Origin of the sequence: Paraburkholderia lacunae (assembly GCF_003353175.1) — a bacterium.
GTDB classification, from domain to species: Bacteria; Pseudomonadota; Gammaproteobacteria; order Burkholderiales; family Burkholderiaceae; genus Paraburkholderia; species Paraburkholderia lacunae.
In genome coordinates this window covers 1-19,738 of record NZ_QHKS01000057.1, presented here as the reverse complement: position 1 = coordinate 19,738, position 19,738 = coordinate 1, and the positions used below count along the sequence as shown (strand labels likewise).

14 protein-coding genes and 4 pseudogenes are annotated in these 19,738 nt (G+C 60.1%); 9 read left to right on the top strand and 9 right to left on the bottom strand.

Annotated features, from left to right (window positions below):
• Positions 1–2,139 precede the first annotated feature (2,139 nt).
• Positions 2,140–2,463, top strand: coding sequence for a hypothetical protein (locus DLM46_RS37890; RefSeq protein ID WP_115109912.1), 324 nt, complete (start codon positions 2,140–2,142; stop codon positions 2,461–2,463).
• Positions 2,464–3,570: 1,107 nt separating this feature from the next.
• Here the strand turns inward: DLM46_RS37890 and DLM46_RS37885 are convergent.
• Both DLM46_RS37885 and DLM46_RS37880 read right to left on the bottom strand, forming a co-directional pair.
• Positions 3,571–4,548, bottom strand: a complete 978-nt coding sequence (locus DLM46_RS37885; RefSeq protein WP_115109919.1) for a ParB/RepB/Spo0J family partition protein — start codon at positions 4,546–4,548, stop codon at positions 3,571–3,573.
• Complete coding sequence (locus tag DLM46_RS37880; RefSeq protein ID WP_165848159.1) at positions 4,545–5,756, bottom strand: ParA family protein; 1,212 nt, start codon at positions 5,754–5,756, stop codon at positions 4,545–4,547. Before DLM46_RS37880 ends, DLM46_RS37885 begins: the two co-directional genes overlap by 4 nt.
• Before the next feature lie 1,102 nt (positions 5,757–6,858).
• Between DLM46_RS37880 and DLM46_RS37875 the strand changes: the two genes are divergently transcribed.
• The 4 genes and pseudogenes from DLM46_RS37875 (at position 6,859) to DLM46_RS37860 (ending at position 10,210) form a co-directional block, all read left to right on the top strand.
• Entirely contained in the window at positions 6,859–8,265 is a 1,407-nt protein-coding gene (locus DLM46_RS37875) for a replication initiation protein (protein WP_115109909.1), read from the top strand.
• A 787-nt stretch (positions 8,266–9,052) separates the two neighbouring features.
• Positions 9,053–9,184, top strand: a pseudogene (locus tag DLM46_RS41190) (HU family DNA-binding protein); the annotation flags it as partial.
• Positions 9,185–9,293: 109 nt separating this feature from the next.
• A complete protein-coding gene (parS, locus tag DLM46_RS37865) occupies positions 9,294–9,734 on the top strand; it encodes a type II RES/Xre toxin-antitoxin system antitoxin (protein ID WP_208866439.1) in 441 nt (146 codons plus the stop codon).
• Entirely contained in the window at positions 9,734–10,210 is a 477-nt protein-coding gene (locus DLM46_RS37860; protein WP_115109903.1) for an RES family NAD+ phosphorylase, read from the top strand. The genes parS and DLM46_RS37860 overlap by 1 nt, the downstream gene beginning before the upstream one ends.
• Before the next feature lie 222 nt (positions 10,211–10,432).
• Here the strand turns inward: DLM46_RS37860 and DLM46_RS37855 are convergent, their stop codons facing one another.
• Positions 10,433–10,966, bottom strand: coding sequence for a hypothetical protein (locus DLM46_RS37855; protein WP_115109899.1), 534 nt, complete (start codon positions 10,964–10,966; stop codon positions 10,433–10,435).
• 246 nt (positions 10,967–11,212) lie between these two features.
• Here DLM46_RS37855 and DLM46_RS37850 point away from each other — a divergent pair.
• The 3 genes and pseudogenes from DLM46_RS37850 to istB all read left to right on the top strand — a co-directional run.
• Positions 11,213–11,941 (top strand): annotated as a pseudogene (locus DLM46_RS37850) (IS21 family transposase); the annotation flags it as partial.
• Positions 11,942–12,055: 114 nt separating this feature from the next.
• A complete protein-coding gene (gene istA, locus DLM46_RS37845; RefSeq protein ID WP_115109915.1) occupies positions 12,056–13,579 on the top strand; it encodes an IS21 family transposase in 1,524 nt (507 codons plus the stop codon).
• Positions 13,572–14,372, top strand: a complete 801-nt coding sequence (gene istB, locus DLM46_RS37840) for an IS21-like element helper ATPase IstB (RefSeq protein WP_115109895.1) — start codon at positions 13,572–13,574, stop codon at positions 14,370–14,372. The genes istA and istB overlap by 8 nt, the downstream gene beginning before the upstream one ends.
• Positions 14,373–15,463: 1,091 nt before the next feature.
• On the opposite strand, the gene DLM46_RS37835 is transcribed toward istB, so the two are convergent.
• From DLM46_RS37835 to DLM46_RS37810, 6 genes and pseudogenes are all read right to left on the bottom strand, one after another.
• The gene (locus tag DLM46_RS37835) at positions 15,464–15,652 is read right to left on the bottom strand and encodes a hypothetical protein (protein WP_133300449.1); all 189 of its coding nucleotides are present in this window, start codon (positions 15,650–15,652) and stop codon (positions 15,464–15,466) included.
• Between the two features lie 122 nt (positions 15,653–15,774).
• Positions 15,775–16,185 carry a hypothetical protein gene (locus DLM46_RS37830; protein ID WP_115109888.1) on the bottom strand — a complete coding sequence of 137 codons (411 nt, stop codon included), beginning with the start codon at positions 16,183–16,185 and terminating at the stop codon, positions 15,775–15,777.
• A 68-nt stretch (positions 16,186–16,253) separates the two neighbouring features.
• Positions 16,254–16,637, bottom strand: a pseudogene (locus DLM46_RS41080) (Crp/Fnr family transcriptional regulator); the annotation flags it as partial.
• Positions 16,630–17,268, bottom strand: a complete 639-nt coding sequence (locus DLM46_RS37820) for a 2-hydroxychromene-2-carboxylate isomerase (RefSeq protein WP_115109886.1) — start codon at positions 17,266–17,268, stop codon at positions 16,630–16,632. The pseudogene DLM46_RS41080 and the gene DLM46_RS37820, both read right to left, overlap by 8 nt.
• Entirely contained in the window at positions 17,265–17,972 is a 708-nt protein-coding gene (locus DLM46_RS37815; RefSeq protein ID WP_115109883.1) for a CoA-transferase, read from the bottom strand. The genes DLM46_RS37820 and DLM46_RS37815 overlap by 4 nt, the downstream gene beginning before the upstream one ends.
• Before the next feature lie 40 nt (positions 17,973–18,012).
• A complete protein-coding gene (locus DLM46_RS37810) occupies positions 18,013–18,789 on the bottom strand; it encodes a CoA transferase subunit A (protein WP_115109880.1) in 777 nt (258 codons plus the stop codon).
• A 154-nt stretch (positions 18,790–18,943) separates the two neighbouring features.
• On the opposite strand from DLM46_RS37810, the pseudogene DLM46_RS41410 reads away from it, so the two are divergent.
• A pseudogene (locus DLM46_RS41410) lies at positions 18,944–19,314 on the top strand (ISKra4-like element ISBte2 family transposase); the annotation flags it as partial.
• Between the last annotated feature and the right edge of the window lie 424 nt (positions 19,315–19,738).

Below are 19,738 nucleotides of genomic sequence, written 5' to 3'. Positions count from 1 at the left end.
CACGGCTACCATAGTGTGCTGCATCAGCTTGCGGAGGAAGATCGCTGTGCAGTACATCAGCAAAGACTCCGGACGCGATGTCCGCAATGCCGCCGCGAGAGTCCATTCATTATCAACAGCAGCGTGATCGAGGCGCCATTTCGATGCGTCTGGTGTCGTTCACATTTTTGCTATGGGCGCCTTCCGGTCCGTTCGACGACGCCGGCGATGCGACGGCAAGACCGCCTCGCGATCCGACGTCGGGTGCTTCTACGACTAGGCATCGGCCCGGGGACGGTGAGTGGGTGATCGCCGCAGCGCCACGACGCCTGCGCGGGAGCAGACCACCCTCCTGTTTGTCGGACCGTTTGTGGCGAGGCGGTTGAAGTGATAACGCCGATTGACGGGTAGCTGCACTGTACTTTACGGAGGCAACCACGCTCGGCCGTCCACTGGGCGCTAAATGGACGGATGGTCAGGCATGAAATGGAGTCGCGAGGCGCGACTTCGACGGCTCCGACGCGAAGTGACACATTTCTTCGCGAAGTTGAGACACATTTAATACGTTCTACGGTTCCGCCGTCGCATCACGGATGAGCGCCCGCCCCCCCCTAGTTTGCGGCCGGTGATCCGGAAACGCTCCCGGAAAACCGCTGCATCTGGAAACCGGAGAATCAGTATCACCTGCAGCGTTATCGTACGTGCACCGAATCGATGCGCGCTTCACGCCAGCTTCGCGTGCGCTTGAGTCTGCATCAAACCCCTCTTGTTCCGTTGACACTATCCTGCCCGAGGGCCGCCGGATGCCGGAGCCAGGAATGCGTCGATCCGGTACGTAGTGATTGCTACGTTTTCCATCTTGGACGTTACAAACTGGGCGGTGTGCGCCGAGGGTGACCTCCCGCAGATGAAAAATGTGCTGACGAAACGCGCGTGGCCAAAAGTAGCGCCGTTTTTTCGTGAAACATTCCGGCCAGAAATGCGACTATGCCCTGCCAGATATGGCTTTCCGTCCGCTCCCTTTTAACTGCCGAATGTTTCACGGAGGGATACAGAGAGCAAGACTTCGTCACGCATCGGTCAGTGAATCATCAAGCGATTACGTCTGGCGGCGGCCTCACGCAACCCGGCGTCGGCAAGGCGCTTCTGCTGTCTTGATTTCGCTGGTGGGGCGCCGTCAGGAGTTCACCAGACCTCGTCGCTGCGTGACAGGCAAACCGCTGGACATTACCGCCCTAATGTTCATCAGTTTCGATACCCCTCCATCGCCGTGCGGAGCAGGTCCGATCTCTCCCTTTTGCCCAGCTCCTCTGAACAGGCCACGCCGCAATAGCCTTGCAGCCCCGCGCGAGCGGGCCGTTGCGGGGGAAGCACTCTCAGACCGTTAGTTGCGTTAATTCAGTGCGCAGGAAGGGCCCGGAGGCGCGCGATGAGCGCGATCGACGGTTTTGCTCCCGACGCCGTGATTACTGCCGCCACACCGCGGCCTGCCGTCCACCAGACGAATCGGCTCCAGAGTCCGATCCCTGCCGCCAGACCTGTCCGACTAGGAGGTCGTTGGCCGCTGGCTCGCCACCTAGGCGACCGGCTGCGGCCGCCTAGCCACAACCACCCTCGCGCAGTACCGCACCGAGGCCGAGCGGCTGTTCTGGTATGCACGGCAGGTGAATACACCGATTTTGGCGTGGAGACTGGACGAGTTTTCCGCATACATCGGTTTCCTGCAATTACCGGCGCCATGGGGGTTGCGCAACCCCAACGTGCAGCGCAACTCACCCGACTGGCGGCCGCTCCTCGAGCCTTGTTGGACCGCTCCGCCGGCCAGACTCAGAAAATCGTCACCTCGCTGTTCGACTGGCTGCGCGAGACGATTGCTGCCCGTCCAAGGGGCGGAATCCGGCTGCGAGGCACGCCTAACGAGGACGCGCGGCCCGTTCGCGGTGGACCGGCCTGCACACCACCGAGGTGGGGCAGTGCCGGATGAGTTATGTGCGCATCGAACCGGCGCCGCAGACCCTACGCGGCGAGTTTCCGGAGGCCCCGCCGTCCCAGTGGCTGCTGTGCCTCGAGCGCGGCAATGGCAGGGAGGCCCGCTGGGTGCCTTGCGACGAGATTGCGCTGTCGCTGTAGGCTTACCGAATCGCGTTTGTCCTGCCACCGATGCCGTTGCAGGACGAAGACCTGCCGCTGCAGCTGTCGGTGCGGCGCTCCCGCTGGGGTGAACTCAAGGGCATCCGCAGCCGCACGGCGATCTGGAAACTGGTTACCGGGCTGTGCAGGGCGGCGCTCGCCCACGCCCATGGTCGGCTGCGTCGCCCCTACGCAAAAGGGCTCGCGCAGGCGGTCGGTGACGGCCTGGACGCCTCCGCGACAATCGAGAACATCGGCCAAAGCGATCTGCGGACCTTCCGCCAGTACGTCGACGACGAACCACTGGAACGCGCGCTGGCGACGCAACTGGCCCGTGCACGCGCGACACGGTAACAGTCAGCGTCCCACGACTGCCGGGTGTCGCCACACCATCAAGATCTCCGCCTCGGTATGATCGGCGCGGCGAGCACTGCCGACACGCGGGGTGTTCGCGAAGGCCGCTGGCCAGCCATGATCTGTCATTGACGCACTGTCCCTCGCCGATCACGACCCGGCGCTCACTGCATATGCCAAAGAAACCGTCGCTCGCGCAACCGGTCAGTGCCTAGTAAAACATCGGAGGCCTCGCGGTGCGAGCGCCCGATCTTTTGGGCAGCCGCCTGCCCGGCCCGTACCTGATGACTGAAGTCGACGGTGCATCGAGCGGATGTTGATCGGGGTACGGGCCGATCTGAGGTGCTGTCGGATAGCGTCGTCGACGGGAGGAATTAGGGAAGCCCAAGGGCGACGCTAGCCAAGCACGCAGAGATATAAACACGTCGCCACACGGTCATGGTAGCCACGCCAGCGTTGTCCACAGAAGTCTACAGACCGGGGACATGATTGACACACGTGGACACCGCAGTGGACGTTCGCGGTCGGATATCTTCTCGAGTCCAAAGCCGGTTGTGAGATATTGGGTTTGCTCAATAATCAGCGATCGTCAGGACGAAGGTATAGCGAACAAGAGCGCATACTTGCCGCCGCGATGAATGTTTGTCGGAGGTTTTGGGTCTGATACGAAGAACTGCTTTTCGTATTTAACTTGATCAGGCTATTGCGTCAGCGCTGACTTGCTGACTCCCGTGCCCAGCTTCTCTATAACAGCCTAGCTCCCGCCGCGCTGTTCCCATTGAAGGTGTGTCTATAGTCTAGACACGCTCACGCCTCGTCCGCCACCATCGACGCATCCGGGAGTCGTGAACGTCTGAGATGCCGACGGCCATCCTCGTGCGTGTCTACACTCTAGACACGCCAAGGTTACTCGCGGCTATTCATTGGTCCCGGAATGTCCGAGCGATGCCCGCCAACCCCAGTCTGATCTCGTGTCTAGAGTCTAGACACATATCCTCTGGGTCGAACGGCGACAAAGCTGGTGTGTCTAGACTCTAGACACACGAGGGAACGGCTGGACGAAAAAAAACCCGCGCAAGACGGGCTCAGTTAAGGATGAAGCGTTCCTCAGTTCGCTTTCGGCTGAGCGTGGAACATCCGGCTGATAAGCTCCCGAATCTGCGTCTCCTGCGCGTCCGTGAGCACGCCGGCTTTGATTTTCACCGTGATACCGCTGATGTCCTTCGTAATGGAGCCCGCGTGCTCCTTGCCAGAAAAGAACTTGTCGATGCTGCGCTCGCTTGCGGAATTCGTCGTCGTCGTTCGACGGGTTGCCAACGCCTTAATAGCCGCCGCCACCTTCCCCTGGTCCATGTCGCCCTTCACAACGAGCGGCCAGAGTTCCATTGCTGCGTTCACACCGTCTTCGCCGTGCTTCTTTATGGCAGCAACAATCGCTTGGGCAGCAGTCCCGCCAAGGAGCCGCGGCTGGATGTCGAGATCCTTCCTGATGAAGTCCGGCAGATTTTCGAACGAGAGAAACTGGTAGAGCCCGCTGCGGGACATACCCAGTGCCTCGGCCATCCGCTTACGGTCAGGAAACTCCTTCTCCGTCTGCCTCATGGACATCGCGACTTCGTAGTCGGACAAGTCGTCGCGGCTAACATTCTCCACGAGGGCTAGCACAGCCATGTCTGCATCGGAGCACTCCACAACCACAGCCTTGATCGCGTCGAGTCCTACCATCTTGTGCGCGCGCCACCGACGTTCGCCCGCCACAATCTGATAGATATCCTCAGAGCGCCGGACCACGATGGGCTGCATAAGTCCGACTTCACGAATGGACTCGGCCAGTTCCGACAGCTTTGCCTCGTTGAATACTCTTCGCGGCTGCCAGGGGTTCGGCACAATGTCGGACACCGATAATTGCGACGCGGCACCGGTGGACTCCAGCTCTTGCACACGGAGTTGCGCTACCGCCAGCGCACCCGCGAGGCCAGGCGCCGTCTGCGTTCGGTTGCTACGCTTGACCTCATCTTCCTTGATAGATGAGGTCGTCCGGATGCCGGACGTCTTGGCCAGCAGCTGCTCTCGCATGTTGCTCATTGCGCGTTCCTCCATTTTTCTGCATAGATTTCGTCCACCCATCGGCAATAATCGACAAGGGGCTGTCGTACACGCTGCAACGACTTAGCCGCACTATGGGTACTGCTTACATCGAATACCGTTGAGAATGCCAGCGCTCCCGTGCTCATTACGGAACTTGCTGGCACTTCAATCGAATGCAGCCAGCTCTCGTATGCGCTCTGTGCCCATGCGCGCACGATAGGCGCGGACGAGGTGCGGCCATAATCGACCCTCGAAAGCATCAGCGAGATAAAGTCGTATTTCTTGTCCTGCTCATACTTGATGAAGCTCTTGGACACATCTGAAAATAGCCGCCAGAACGACAGCGAGCTGATGAAGTCCAGGTTTTCCGGAACCATCGGCATGACCATGGCATCTGCCGCGAGCAGTGCATTCAGGTTGAGGTACGACAGCGAAGGCGACGTATCCATGAGAATGTAGTCGTAGCGCTTGCGCAGCGGCTCGAGACCTTGCCGAAGCACCGTCCAGAACCGGAAACCTGGTCTCATCTTCTGCATCGCCGGAAGATGGAACTCCGCACCAATCAATTCGGTGTGCGCCGGAATCACGTCAAGCCCATCCCAGTAAGTCGACTGAACCCTTGTTTCCAGGCCACCCTCGACGTCCTGGTCGTAGATATACGGCAACACGGTATCGTCCGGCGTGACATCCTTTTCCGCGTACAAGCCACATAGTTCGGAAAGCGAGGCCTGAGGGTCAAGGTCGATGACGAGCACCTTGCGCCCGCGCAACGTCAGTCCTTGTGCGAGACACATAGTTGTGGTTGTCTTTGCCGATCCGCCCTTCAATTGGGCCGTTATGACGATTTTCCCTTCCGGTTCACGCGTTCCCGTAACGAGTGGAGTCTGATAGATGTCGGATACTTTCTGGACCCAAAGGCGTGCTTCCTCCAGAGTGAATGTGCGGGTCCGGCCGGTACCGGCAGCGGTGCCGGCCGGCAACTCTCCATCGCTCTTGGTTGCGAGGTATTGAACCTGGGAATGAGAGATGTTGCACATCTCAGCAATTTCTCCTGTTTTGAAAACAGGAGCAGCTTTTCGCGGTCTAGGTGCAAGAATGGTATTACGCAGCTCATCCGTGAAAATTGAGACCTTTTCAGCGAACTGGCTAATCTGCTCAAGAGGAACCGTTCGGTCTACAGCAGGAAGTTGGCTCGTTTTCACCATTCTGAGGTTTATCCGGAAATTTCGATGAACCTCAGAATACAGGAAACACATGAAAATTGCTCTATAAATGGCTGTTTTTTATGAAGACTTTTTGAAAAAGCATCCGTCATTGCGTATTTCCTGTTGACCGGAGTGCGTTCGACAAGCGTAGAAGAGACACTTCCTGCTCTTCCAGACCGTTGCCATCCGGCAATATTGTCGCCGGTCGGGCTCTGTAGTCGGCGCGTCTGTCACCAGATGGTCGCTCAAGGTGAGGTCGCTTGTGCTAATTCTGAAAGCGCATGGCCATGCAAATCGCCGTTTGCACAAAAATATGGCACATGGTGAGGTCCATTGTGCTACGACCACGCCGGCCCGCTTCGTGTTGCTTCACTCAGCACAATCGACCTCACCTTCCTCCCCGATTTTTCGCTGCCTCGCACACACGCGGGGTTTTGTACACGTCTCTATGCCCAGGCCTGCACAATGAACCTCACCTTTAATCGGGTGCTTTCCCGATCGAGAATGTGTTTCTGAGGAAACGGAACAGGGGATAGACCGAAACACCTCCTTGGCACAATCGACCTCACCATGCTCAGTCTTTGAATCTTTGCACAATGGACCTCACCATCACGGTCGCTCCACACGTTACTTCCTAATAACGGGTTGGTTTGTTTTTTTAAAAATCAAACAACCCAACAAACAAACAGAGAGACACGACTTTGTTTATTTTCAATGTCTTAACTTCCAAAAGGTGAGGCGCGTTGTGTCAAAGGTGAGGTCCGCTGTGCACCAAGGTGAGTTTCGTTGTGTGGCTAAGGTGAGGCCGGTTCCACACGTAGGTGAGGTCAGATGTGCGCATTTCGCCGGTCCGTACCAAGGTGAGGTTGGCTGTGCATCGCGGCGCAGGAGCTAATGCCAACCACTCGGGATAAGGGTTCCACGGGAAATACGGGTTCATCGTGGTGAGGTTGCTTGTGCTGCGGTGAGGTTCACTGTGCAAGGCGGATGAACGTAGGCCGTAGACAGCCAGCGCAGTCGGCTGATGGTGAGGTTGTGTGTGTTGACAGCTCACCCACGAATGCTACATTCCCGAAAGCGAAAATGAAGAGCGGATGGGAATATGGCGGCGGAGGACAATCCGGAAGAAAGCAAGTCGAAAGTGACACCTCGACAGATGGCGCTCGCGCTGTTCGAGGATATGTTCGACTTGGGTTTGCCCATCAGCGAAGCCAATCGTGAAATCGGATATCAGCGCAACAACTTCTTCACCCAAGTTGTCAACATGGGGCTGCCGGCGCGGCGCTTTCTTGACGCCGCGTATTTCATTGTTGCCCAGGAGCAGGAAGCACGAGACCAGTACGACGTCGAGCTGAACTACTTCAAGTGGCTGATGCGCTATGACAGCCGCAATCTCAAGCACTTGCGCACTATCGCGGAAGAAGCACAGGACGCGAAAATCCAGGTCACCGATACACCGCTAGACCGGGACCCCACCGAAAACGATCTGTGGGTATCAGTCCAGTTGATGGGCATGGTCGGCTTCCACAGGGGGCGCATTCGATTCGACGTGCATCCTCGCTTGGTCCCGCACATCCGTGACCCAAAAAAATCCCACTGGCTAAGCCTGCGTATATCGACGGCTTTTACACGCAGTCTGGCGCGCGCGATCTATGACCAGGTCCTTCCCAGTGTCCCGGATGGCCGAACGGAATGGATACGGCTTGAAGACATGCGAAACTGGCCCGGCAGAATGGGAGCGAATGCGGCCATCTTCAAATACTTCAAGCGCGACTGGCTAGAACCGGCTGTGCGTGAAATCAATGAGGTATCGGACATCGAGCTGTCCTATGAGACTAGGACCGAGTCCAGCACGTCGAAGAAAATCGACCGCATAAGGTTCCTGCTCAAGCGCAGGGATACCGCCGACGCTGCGCTGGCCAGCTTGGCTGACGCCAGCCACCTGTACAAAATTCTCAAAGAAGAATTCAACCTGTCTACCAAACAGTTCAGCGAGATTTCCGAGAACCGCGAAGTCTGGACCGACGCGCACATCCAGCAGGCTGTCGAATACACGCGATTCAAGCTCAATCGGGGACAGATAAAAAGGAGTCCCGCCGGCTACCTGATGCGAGCCCTGCGCGATAACTGGAAGATGTCTGAAGCCGAGCGGAAGATGGTCGAGGTTCAGGCGAAGCTACTTACCGAAGAGACTGAAGCGGAGGTCGTAAAAACCGAAACCCAGAGTTCGGTCGCGCGCAGTATCGCTTCGCGTGAAGAAGAAGTCCGTGCACGCATGAACGAGGAGTCGCGTAAGGGCCGCGAACACTTCAACGCGGCGGACGCCAAAACCCGCAAAGAGCTGGTCCGCGCATGGGTTGCGTCGAGGGAAGGCAAGCTCATGCTGCGTCGTATGAAGCTCGAGGCCGCAACTGTAGCGGAGGAGGACATCGTTGCGAATACGGAACTGGTTTGGTACCTAGGGCAGTTCGTATTTGGGCGCATGAATTCGTCTCGTGCATTGGCGTGAGTGTCAGCATGAGCACCTGCGCGTTTCCAAGCGGTTCGGCTACCACCCTGACAACTGCGATTGCGATGGTGGATCGCCGCCGACACGGGGGGAGGAGGCTTGCAGACCGGACGTGCGAATGACGGCAGGGTGCTGATCGGGTTCTTCTTTGGTGGAATGTCGTCCGCGATCAACCTTTTCTAGCTAATTCATGGCTCATGCCGCTGAGCCATGCCTGGGACCGCTCCGATCCGGGCTCAGCCCAAGTCTGCCGGCGCTTGATGCTCGCGATGGCGGCATGACCGCTTCAGTGCCGACCTGGTGTTTCACCGGGACGTGTTCAGTGGAGGCCGCCGGCCCGCTGCGAACGAACCGCTGTCACTCGATCCCGACGACTCGGGGTGACGCCGCGTGACGCGGGCTCTCTGACACGATCAGAAGAGGGGGCAACGATGGGAAAACACGTAGCGAAGTGAAGACTTGCCGGCACTGCCGGCTGGCAAGAACTGCTCGGCCAGCTGGATCGGGCGCCACCGATGTCGTCCGAAGGGCTGGCGCCGCGAACCGACTGGTGTGACCTGAGCCGGCGCCTCGGTCGGATCCGGGCTGCATTATCGTTACGGGCCATTCGCCGCTTGCCGGCGCTACTTTTTTGAATCGCCGCGGTCCCGGGAATATCTGGAGTTAAGGGACGCCGTCCTGTTTGCGTGGATCCGCCGCCGTGCTGTAGGGTGCGTTACCGGCGGCTGCGGTCCACGGGAACGGTCTCATGAATGCTCGACAGGGATAGGTGATGAATAAGTAGGAACTGATTGATTCGGACGCCGCCGCGACGGGTGAAAGCAAGACGGCTACCGGCGAGGCGATCGACGCGCTTATCGCCGCGGTGACCCCTGCGGTGGCAGGGGGCGAAGCCGTGCAACTGATCAGTTTCGGTTCGATCCTTCGCTGAAAGTGGCCGGCCGGCCCGGACCGGCGATGCCCTGGCAGCAACTACCGTCTCTGCCATTTTGGTATAAAATAGATGCCAAATGGCAGGAGGTAAAACCGTGAACGATATCGGGAAGGTGTCAGCCGACTCATTACTGGGAGGCCGGTCGGTATTTCCGCGTTCTCCCCGATCCGGCCTTGAATGGGTGGACGTGGTCCGCCACGGCATTTCGTCGCTGGCGCTGGACGCGATGCTTAAATCCATCGGACTTTCGCAAGCAGAACTGGCGCAGGCACTGGATATCCCGGAGCGTACCTTGGCGCGTCGCAAGCGCGAAGGGGTGTTGAGCCGTGAGGAGTCAGCCAAGCTGCTGCGACTCGCGCGTGTCGCCGCGCGCGCTGCCGAGGTGTTTGATGATCTCGACCTGGCACTCGCCTGGCTTAAGACGCCGGTTGCGGCGCTGGAAGACGTGACGCCACTGAGTCTTGTGGATACCGACATTGGCACCGATAGCGTGATGGATACGCTGGGACGCATCGAGCATGGCGTGTTTGCGTGATGTTCACGGCATGGCGGGTCGTGACCGAACGATATGCGGATACCGCTTTCTCTGGGGAAGGAGCGCGATTGTACGGTGGCCGGTGGAACCCCAAAGGCGTCGCGATGGTGTATACGGCGCAGACGCAATCGCTCGCGCTGCTCGAGATGTTAGTCCAGGATGCACCGCTACGTGCCCGCTATGTGATGATCCCGGCCCGTTTTCCCGAGAAAATCGTCGAACATATCGATCCCGCCAGTTTGCCTCGCGACTGGCGGAACATTTCAACGCGGGCCGACCTGCAGCAGATTGGATCGGCGTGGGAGCGGAAGCGAACCAGCGCAGTGCTGGCTGTACCCAGTGCGGTCGTTCCTGCGGAATCCAATTATTTGCTCAATCCCAATCATCCAGACTTCGCGCTCGTCGTGGTTGGAGCGCGTGATGAGTGGTTGACCGACCCTCGCTTATTGCGGCGCGCTGCTGCAAAGGGATGGTGACGAGCATCTCGTGTGCCGGTGGCAAGCGGACATCTGAATCTGGCCTTGACATGTGTGTTGTCGGGCGAGACGAGATGTTTCGTCAAAGCGGGCTGATGCCACACGTTGACGATGGGAGCGTCGCATGGGAAAGCGCGCCTATGACAGCGGCGTGTTGCTGGAACCGGATGGCACTGCTGCAGGATCTTGAACTGGTGCACGCTGAACCAGTCGGTGGGTGGCTTATTTTTCGTTACGGTCACGGTCGATGTAACGGTTAAATGCAGCCTCGTCGTCGTAAAGGGACCTTGACAGCGTGTCGTCGGCCCAGTCAATCAGGCGCTCGATCACCGCGCGCCTGGACAGGCCAAAGTGTGCGACGAGCCGCTCCAGCGCGAAAAACCGGGTGCCATTCATCGTCAGGGAGAGACGCCGCTCGCCAGAACCGGCGTCCTCCTGACGTGGAAGCCGTCCGAGGACCGCCGCTGCGTCCGAAGGAGCCCGGGTCGACGGCGTTGTCCGTGACACCGCCTCAAGCTCGCGCCGTGCCCGCGCCAGTTCGCCACGCAGCTGCTCGCACTCCCGCACCAAGGCGTCATGGGCTTCGGCAGGCGGGGGGATATTTTTCGTCACGGTAACGGATTTTTTGCGAGCGCCATGTCGGGCCCGCCACGCGGCCTGACGTTCGGCGTTCGACATCGCATCAGGCTTCCGCGGTCGGCCACGGCCACGTTTTTCCGTTGTGCCGGTGACCTTGTCGTTTGCCGGTGGCGGCATGATCCATCCTTGTGCGATTGACCACACCTATTTTACGTTATTAGTAACGATAAATCTAATATTCCGTTACGCGTAACGTAAATATGCATGGGGGCGACAATGATTTCGTCCGGTGTAGCGACATTCATCTTGGCCGGTAGTGAGAAGTCGGAGGCGGCGTAGCCGCCGCAGACGACGAACTGCCGGCGGCGCCGGGGCGGCGAGGTCTAGGATGGCTGACTGAATCTAAAAAGAGGCGGTCAGCCCATGTCTGGAACCCGCATTACCGACCAGCAGGTCCGCCTCTATATGAACCACCGCAAACTTCATCCACAGAAGCTCGCTGCTGCCAAGTCAGGCATGAGCGAGCGCACGGCGCGACGCGTCGAACATGGAGCCGGATTACCGTCACAGCAGCCGCGACGCTATTGGCGTTCGCGCCCTGATCCGTTCGCCGACGTGTGGGAGATCGAAGTCGTCCCATTGTTGCGCTCGTCGCCAAAGCTGAAGGCGATCACGCTGTTGCGCAAATTGCAGGAGGACCATCCTGAGCGCTTTCCTGACAGCATGCGTCGCACGTTTGAGCGGCATGTCAGCCAGTGGCGCGCGCTCGAAGGGCCGAACCAGGAAGTGTTCTTCCCTCAAACGTATCAGCCGGGCGCGCGAGGCCTGTCGGACTTCACGCACATGGACAAGCTGGGCGTGACGATCGGCGGCGTCCCGTTTGATCACCTGCTTTATCACTTCGTGCTGGCGTTCTCGCGCTGGGAGTACGCCAGCGTGGTCGATGGCGGCGAGAGCTTCCAGGCGCTCGCGACCGGCTTGCAGAACGCGCTGTGGCAGGCGGGCGGTTGCCCACGGGAACATCGCTCCGACAGCCTGTCGGCGGCCTTCAGAAACCTGCAGGAACAGGAAGACTTCACGGTTCGCTATGCAGCGCTGCTCGAACATTACGGGATGGAAGGCACGCGTAACAACCGTGGCATGGGTCATGATGTTTACGCCGACCGGAAATTGAGCCACTTGTAGGGATCGTGCCGACTGAAAACTGAGCCAGGTAATCAACCTATCCTGCTAGTTTTTCAGGCAGGGTGTTTGGGGATGATCCCGATGACGATGATTGGAAAGGTGCGGCGGATGTTCCACCGCCAGAACAAGTCGGTCCGAGAGATCGCGCGTCTCACAAGCCTGTCGCGCAACACGATTAGCAAATACCTGAGCATGGAGGTTCAGGAAGAACCGAAGTATCAGCGGCGCTCGCAGTCGACCCGGCTGACGCCGTTTCATGAGGCGCTGGTGCAGGCACTCAGCGTGGACGCACGGCGGCCGAAGAAGGAGCGACGCACCGGCTGGATGCTGTTCCAGGAGATCAAGGCAAGCGGCTACGATGGCTGCTATTCGCGGGTGACCGATTTCATTCGTGCCTGGCGGCAAGGCGAAGGCAAGGCGGTTTCGAAGTCGGCGTTTGTGCCGCTGCAATTCGAGCTGGGCGAAGCGTTCCAGTTTGACTGGTCCGAGGAAGGACTGGTTATCGGCGGCATTTACCGCAAGCTGCAGGTGTCGCACATGAAGCTGTGCGCGTCGCGGGCGTTCTGGCTCGTGGCCTACCCAAGCCAAGGTCACGAGATGCTGTTCGACGCCCATACGCGCTCGTTCACGGCCTTCGGTGGGGTGGCCCGTCGTGGCATCTACGACAACATGAAGACGGCGGTCGACAAGGTCCACAAAGGCAAGGGTCGCACAGTAAATCCGCGTTTCGCAGTGATGTGCGCGCACTACCTGTTTGACGCGGACTTCTGCAACGTGGCCAGCGGCTGGGAGAAAGGCGTCGTCGAGAAGAACGTGCAGGACAGCCGCCGGCGTATCTGGATTGAAGCGCGCGAGCAGCGATTCGGCAGTTTCACGGATCTGAATGCATGGCTGGCGAACCGGTGCCGGTCGTTGTGGGAGCAGGTGAAGCATCCGGACTATCGGGACCTGAGCGTTGCCGACGTATTCGAGCAGGAGCGCGCCCATCTGATGCCGATGCCAACACCGTTTGATGGTTACGTTGAACGCGCGGCCCGGGTGTCGTCTACTTGCCTCGTGGTGGTCGGACGCAACCGCTACTCGGTACCATGCGAATTTGCAGGCCAGATGCTCAGCACGCGGCTCTATCCGGGTCGCGTCGTTGTGGTGGGCGATGACGCCGTGGTGGCCGAACACGACCGGCTGGCCGACGAAGGTCTGGTGCGCTACGACTGGCAGCATTACATCCCGCTGATCCAGCGCAAGCCCGGCGCACTGCGCAACGGTGCGCCGTTCCTGGATATGCCCGAGCCGCTGCAGCGCCTGTGTCGGGCATTACTACGCGAGCCAGGTGGTGACCGGGTAATGGCCAAGGTTCTGGCGCTGGTGCCGGAAAGCGGCCTGGACGCCGTGCTGATTGCGGTCGAGCTGGCACTTGAGCAGGCGCCGCCCTCCGGGCGCGTCAGCGTCGAACATGTGGTGAACGTGCTGTCGCGCATGCGCAGTGTGCAGATGCCGCCGAAGATCGATACGGCGCTACAACTGACGACACCGCCACTGGCTGACACATCGCGCTACGACGGGCTGCGCCCGGCGCTGCAACAGCCGGAGGCCGGTCATGCGTGATCTGATCATCGAACTCAAACAGTTGCGGCTGCATGGCATGGCTGCCGGCTGGGCCGAACTGCTCGAACAGGGTAACGTCGAGGTAGCGTCTTCGCAGTGGCTGCTTGAACGGCTGCTGCAGGCCGAGAGTGCTGATCGGGCCGTGCGTTCGGTCAGCCACCAGATGAACGCGGCGAAGTTCCCGGTGCATCGCGATATCGCCGGCTTCGACTTCGATGGCTCGCCGGTCGATCGCCAACTCGTCATGCAACTGGCAAGCATGACATTCACCGAGGGCGCGCACAACCTGGTTCTGGTCGGCGGGCCGGGCTCGGGCAAGACGCATCTGGCGACCGCCATCGGCGTGTCCGGCATCATGCACCACGGCAAGCGCGTGCGCTTCTACTCGACCGTGGATCTGGCCAACGCACTGGAGCAGGAAAAGGCGCAGGGCCGCGCCGGACGGATCGCGGCGAGCTTGCTGCGCCTCGACCTGGTCATTCTGGATGAACTCGGATATTTGCCCTTCAGCCAGGCCGGCGGGGCACTGCTGTTCCATCTTCTGAGCCGCCTGTACGAGCACACGAGCGTTGCCGTTACAACGAATCTGGACTTCGCCGAATGGTCCAGTGTGTTCGGCGACGCAAAGATGACCACGGCATTGCTGGACCGGCTGACGCACCACTGCCACATCGTGGAGACCGGCAACGAAAGCTATCGTTTCCGGCATAGCAGCGCCAGTGCAAAGAAACGCATCCGGTCGCGCGAAGTGGCGCGCAAGGGTGAGGCCGCTAGCGCTTCCGAATCCGCCTGACCTCGTTCGCCGCGCAGGGGAAGCTGCTACGGGCTACGCACTTCGCAGCTTCCCCTGCGCAATGCACCCTCATACGAAGGAGGACAACGACCCCGGAAACCCATACACTTATCCACAACCGGTTCTGCTTCAGACCGGTCTCCACCCCGGCTCAAAATTCAATCGGCGCGGTGGCTCAAAATTCAGTCGGCGCGGACAGTTGACGTAGTCAGAAAGAGGCGCAGAAGCGCGAGTCCATGTGGCTTCTTGCATTGACGGTTTAGGCGAACGGCGAGTTTTCGCGACCGTTTCAGATGATAAAGCACGAGGTGCAGGGGTCTGAGTTTGGGGGGCTTGGGTCATCGATCTAAACGCAACTAACGGTCAACATTTATCGTTTTCCGTCCGAACGCTGCTGCGCAGCGGCAATCGAGCCTCCAACGGGCCAGCCCCAAGGCTGCGCGCGTGATCCTCAGGCGTCCAGGGACTACGACTACATGAGAGAGCATCGCGAAATCGAGAAAGACCACGACCGCATCGAGACGCGCTGCTGCATTGCCACCGACATCCTCACACGCTGGCAGCAGCCGGGCCTGTGGCGCGCCATGCGCCCGATCGCGATGGTCGAGGCCACGCCTGAGATTGGTGAAAAAAGTTACGGTAGGACGTCGCTAGTACGTGTCCAGCCTGCCGCCGGATGCGGCACGCGTCGCCGGCCGCACGGCCGGGCAGGACGAAAGGAAAGGGGGACGGGGAAAAGCGAAACAGAGCGCGGAAACGGAATGGGTCAACCGGGGCGTACGGTTCGTCCGCAAGCCAGACTCTGCCAGTTGTCGAGAACATTGGGGTCCAGTGCTTCGTCCAACATCGCGTCGAACGTGCTGGCTGGACGGTGAGGGCACCTCAGCCCCGACCCGTGCGTCATCCGCCCTCCAGTCTTTCAACGCCTGGGATGTCAATTCCGCAAGATTCTGGCGCAATATAAGGGTGCGGCAACCGTCGACGAAGACGGAGGCAGGCGTGGCAAACTCCACCAGGCTCGAGCTGTTTTGTCGGTTATTCCTTGGTCTCTTTGTGGGCTGTTTTTGCATAACAACCGCCCTTTTCGTGCGTTACATGTCGGCGATCCAGCTGCCGCAAGTAACCGTCGTGCAGTTGAAAAGCGCATCACAAGCCTTGTCGGGAAGCGCCCCGCCAGTCCCATCCTCATCCGCTTCCCAATACCAACCGACAACGCCTTCGCCAGATACTGAGGAAAAGACACTCATTGCGTCGTCGGCCTCCACTATCGTCACGTTCATCGTGGCTGCGGTGACTAACTTCCTACGCTGGCGGAAGGACAAGGCGAAGGCGACCAAAGAAATGCGGGACGCGTCCCGCTAGTTCCTCGAACTGGAGAGGATGCGACTCGACCCCCGCGCCGTCAGCCGTGCGACTTGGTACGCATGCCGCCCACGCCGACCTTGCCACGCCCGACACGGCAGGTTTTGCTATGGGCCGAACTGCCAGCGCGCAGCTTCTTCCTGGAGACAGCCGTGAAAGTCACATGATTTGCAGGGTAGTAAGTCGCCCTGTGCACCGCTGCGTGATAGGCCGGATGGACCGGGTTGAGGGCGAGCTTGACAGTTTTCACGCCATAAAATTTTCCACTGCCCTTGATTACGTCCCCCAGCGGGACCGACAGCGATTTGCCACACGGCGCAGGGGCGTTCGCGGACCCGATCTGGTCGAACCAGGTGTCCGCGCGCACGACCGCATACTTGACGCCGTTGACGGTGACATATGTCGCGGTCTCGCCGAGCTCGTAGTTGGGATCCTTGACTTCGATTGCCATGATGGACACCTCCTCGGACGANGCTGGCGCACCAGAAAACGGTTGAAGCCCACGCTGTTCTCGACGAGCCACATGAACGTGGCCCGCTCCATGAAGGCCATGCGCGTGTCGCGCAAGGCCACGATGTCGTATCGGCGCGGCTCGTTCTTCAGTACGGTTCCCTCGCCGAACCAGCCGCCCGCCGGCACGCCGGTGAAGGTGACACTGCGTCCTTCGGGCGACACCGTGCCGATCTTGATCAGCCCAGTCACCACGCCGGTCCAACTTTCAAGCACGGTGTTCCTGGGACAGATGCAGGCGCCGCGCGCAAAGGTCTTCTCGACAATGCCGGCGCACGCGTACTCCGCTTCGTCGTCGGGCAGGTCGATCGACCACGAAGCGATGTGGGCCAGTCGTGCGCGGCTGATCCCGGGCCGTGCCGGCTCGACGCGGGCGTCGCGATTCTCAGCCACGCTGGATTCCCACCGGCAGCGCGCTGATGCGCCGCACTTCAGCCGAAGCCAGCCAGGCGCCGGATTCGAGGCACCGAACGAACAGGGCCGTGGCGTCCTCGCCCCAGAACAGCTCCCCATCAAACGCGAACGTCGGTACGCCGAACACGCCGAGTGTGATCGCGTGGTCGGTGTGTGCGCGCAGCGCCTGTTTCACGGAAGTCTCCTCGACAGCGATCACGCCCTGCGGAAAGCCCACCGCCTCGCACAGCGCGGCGAACCCCTGGGGCGATGCGACCTCGTGCCCGTCGCGCCAGATATGGCGGAAGATGCGCCGCACCGCGTCCAGCGAGCCACCCATCGCAATCGCGAGCCGCAGGGGCTTGATCGGGTTGAACGGATGCGCGGGCGGCATGCGGTACCGGATGCCGAGCTGTTCCGCGCGGAATTGCGCGTGGCGATAGGTGAGGATTCGCTTGGCCGGGATCTCCGCAGGCCCCTTTTGCCCCCAATGGTTCAGGAGCGCGCCCAGCACCACGGGACGCAGCTCGACGGTCAGCGTGGATGGCAGCCGCCCAAACTGCTCCAGTTGCAGATACGCGAAGGGCGAAACGAAATCGAAGAACCACGCTGCAGTTCTGCTGGCGCTCATTGTGCGTTCCCTCCTGTGTCCGGTCGGGCCGCCAGTCCCTGCAAGGAGGGCGCCAGCGTGAAGGGAGCCCCGGTCATGGCGTATATGTCGGCGAGTGTCGCACGCGAGAGAATTTCGCGCAGCACGAGACCATCGCCGGTCACATCGAAGACGGCGTACTCGGTAACGATCACCTTCACGCAGCCACGTCCGGTGAGGGGCAGCGTGCAGCGCGGCAATATCTTCGAGCGTCCGTGCTTGTCGGTATGCATGAGCGCTGCGATCACCCTGGGGGTGCCATAGCACAGGTCCATTGCCCCGCCGATTCCGGGCCACCACTTTCCGCCGCGCTGACAGGCCCAGTTGGCAAGGTTGCCGAGCGCGTCGACCTCCAGCGCGCCGAGAATGGTCACGTCGATATAGCCGTTGCGCATCGCGCCCAGCGACGTGGCCAGGTCCATGATAGCCGCGCCGGGCGGCAGCGTGATGGGCTCGCAGCCGGCGTTGGTGAAGTCACTATCGATGGCGTCGAGCGGCGGTCGCCCGCCAAAGCCGAACGCGCCGTTTTCGGTATGGAAGATCACGCCGGCGTCGGCGTCCAGATAGTTGGCCGTCAGGGTGGGAATGCCGAGACCCAGGTTGACGACTTCGCCCGCACGCAATTCCTGCGCGCAGCGTGCGGCAATGCGCTGTTTAGGGTGTTGGGCAAAGGCTTGTGACGGCATGACGGTCTCCTCCGTGACTTTGACGGGAACTGGGCGCGCTTTATGCCCGAGCTTCGACGGCGATAGCGTCGGGCAACCGTCCGAGCCTCGTCCAATGCTGTCTGTAAAGCGCATGCTGCGCTTCGAGCGTTAGCCCTTGTACCACCGCGTTGACGAAGACACCGGGACAACCCACCCGCTCGGGCGGGATCGTACCGACCTCGACGATCTCATTCACTTCGACGATCGTGTAACGGCCCGCCATCGCGATGTCGCGCTGGTTCTGCAATGAAGTGCCGCGAAACTCCACGTTGCCGAACGTGTCGGCCCGCCAGCCCTTGATGATTGACACATCCGCGCGCAGTGGCGGCTCGACGAAAAACTCGCGGCCGTCGATCGCGATTTTCTGCTTGGGCGTATCGCGCGCGGGAAACATCCCCGGCTGGTCGAGCATGCCGATGCCTACCGGCACTAGCGCCCCACCGAGCCCCAATGCGCCGGCACGCACCTTCTCGGCCCACGTGCCCATGGGAAAGAACTCCGTCACCCGCACCGCATCGGTCAGGTATGCGTGGGTCGACTCCTCTGTCGTGCCGACGTGCGTGCCGATGAACTCGGCCAGTTGACCTGACGCGAACAGCTTCGCCTTGAGGAAGCCGCCGCGCAGGCCGGGCGTGTTGGCGATCAACGTCAGCTCGTTCACTCCGCTGCAGAGCAGCGTCTCGATGCACCGTGCGGCCTCGCCCGCGCCGACGAACTCACCGAGCATCAGTCGCGTGCCGGATCGTACGTGTGAAAGTGCCTCGTCCATCGATACCACCTTGTTGGCGTATCGCACGATTGTCTCCCCGGTTGTTGTCGTAGCGGCAGTGTACGAGCAAGTGCGGGCAGAAGTTGTCGTGTGGATGACATTTGACGGCGAATGCCGCGATGTGTCGGGCGGGACCGTCACGTGATGCGGTGGGCAGATCAGCCGCGACAGAGCTTCAGGTTACCGGGCCAGAGAGCTTGTCGCATATGTCGAGGCGAATGGCGGATCGACGATCAACTACGGAGCGCGACATCGGCAGCGCAAACCTGTTTCGACTGCGACGGCGGAGTCAGCGGTCAACCAGGTGATTAACCAGCGCATGTGCAAGCGACAACAGATGCGTTGGTCACCGCAAGCAGCCCACCTCCTCGCGCAGGTGCGATGTGCCCTAATCAATGGTGACCTCGTCGAAAGACTTGCGAGGTACAAAAGGCCCGAGCCACCGCTATCGAGCGAGGCAGCGGAATTTATCAAGCTGTTCGAGCGAACATCAATCCCAATACCCCTAAGTTTTTAACGCTCCCGCGCCTAGTTGACAAAATTATCGTCGCAAGATTGACAAAATTAATACGCTCTACGGCGGCCGTTGAACAGCCTGTCGATGTCTATCAGGCTACCCATAGCCTGCTCGCGCTCGTCAAAACCCGAGCTTAACCTACCAGCTCCTCCGATTTGCACCGGAGCCATTTTGCACCGCAACCCTTCAACCCCATTGCGCCGAAGTTTCAGAGAGAAAGCTCAGAGCGTTAGGTATCCGTAATTTGAATGAGAGTGTTTACCCTGCATGTCGAGAACTAAGAGAATTTTGTCGCAGTCGATAATTTTCTGAATCGTTGAACTCCTACCATTGGCTCACCTACTGGCGTTTTACACCAAGGAGCGAGCGCATGAAACTGGAAAATCTGATTCGGATCGAGAATGGCGAAAAGGTGAAGCACACCTTCCCGGATGCGGAGTACGCGAGCCGCCAAGGCAA

What these genes read in the sequence shown, in the direction of transcription:
- istA (WP_115109915.1), top strand. Translation starts at nt 12,056, where the DNA reads ATGACGATGATTGGAAAGGTGCGGCGGATGTTCCACCGCCAGAACAAG.
- DLM46_RS37880 (WP_165848159.1), bottom strand. Translation starts at nt 5,756, where the DNA reads ATGGTGAAAACGAGCCAACTTCCTGCTGTAGACCGAACGGTTCCTCTT.
- DLM46_RS37815 (WP_115109883.1), bottom strand. Translation starts at nt 17,972, where the DNA reads ATGCCGTCACAAGCCTTTGCCCAACACCCTAAACAGCGCATTGCCGCA.
- DLM46_RS37830 (WP_115109888.1), bottom strand. Translation starts at nt 16,185, where the DNA reads ATGGCAATCGAAGTCAAGGATCCCAACTACGAGCTCGGCGAGACCGCG.
- DLM46_RS37855 (WP_115109899.1), bottom strand. Translation starts at nt 10,966, where the DNA reads ATGCCGCCACCGGCAAACGACAAGGTCACCGGCACAACGGAAAAACGT.
- DLM46_RS37890 (WP_115109912.1), top strand. Translation starts at nt 2,140, where the DNA reads ATGCCGTTGCAGGACGAAGACCTGCCGCTGCAGCTGTCGGTGCGGCGC.
- DLM46_RS37820 (WP_115109886.1), bottom strand. Translation starts at nt 17,268, where the DNA reads ATGAGCGCCAGCAGAACTGCAGCGTGGTTCTTCGATTTCGTTTCGCCC.
- DLM46_RS37875 (WP_115109909.1), top strand. Translation starts at nt 6,859, where the DNA reads ATGGCGGCGGAGGACAATCCGGAAGAAAGCAAGTCGAAAGTGACACCT.
- DLM46_RS37885 (WP_115109919.1), bottom strand. Translation starts at nt 4,548, where the DNA reads ATGAGCAACATGCGAGAGCAGCTGCTGGCCAAGACGTCCGGCATCCGG.
- istB (WP_115109895.1), top strand. Translation starts at nt 13,572, where the DNA reads ATGCGTGATCTGATCATCGAACTCAAACAGTTGCGGCTGCATGGCATG.
- DLM46_RS37860 (WP_115109903.1), top strand. Translation starts at nt 9,734, where the DNA reads ATGTTCACGGCATGGCGGGTCGTGACCGAACGATATGCGGATACCGCT.
- DLM46_RS37835 (WP_133300449.1), bottom strand. Translation starts at nt 15,652, where the DNA reads ATGAACGTGACGATAGTGGAGGCCGACGACGCAATGAGTGTCTTTTCC.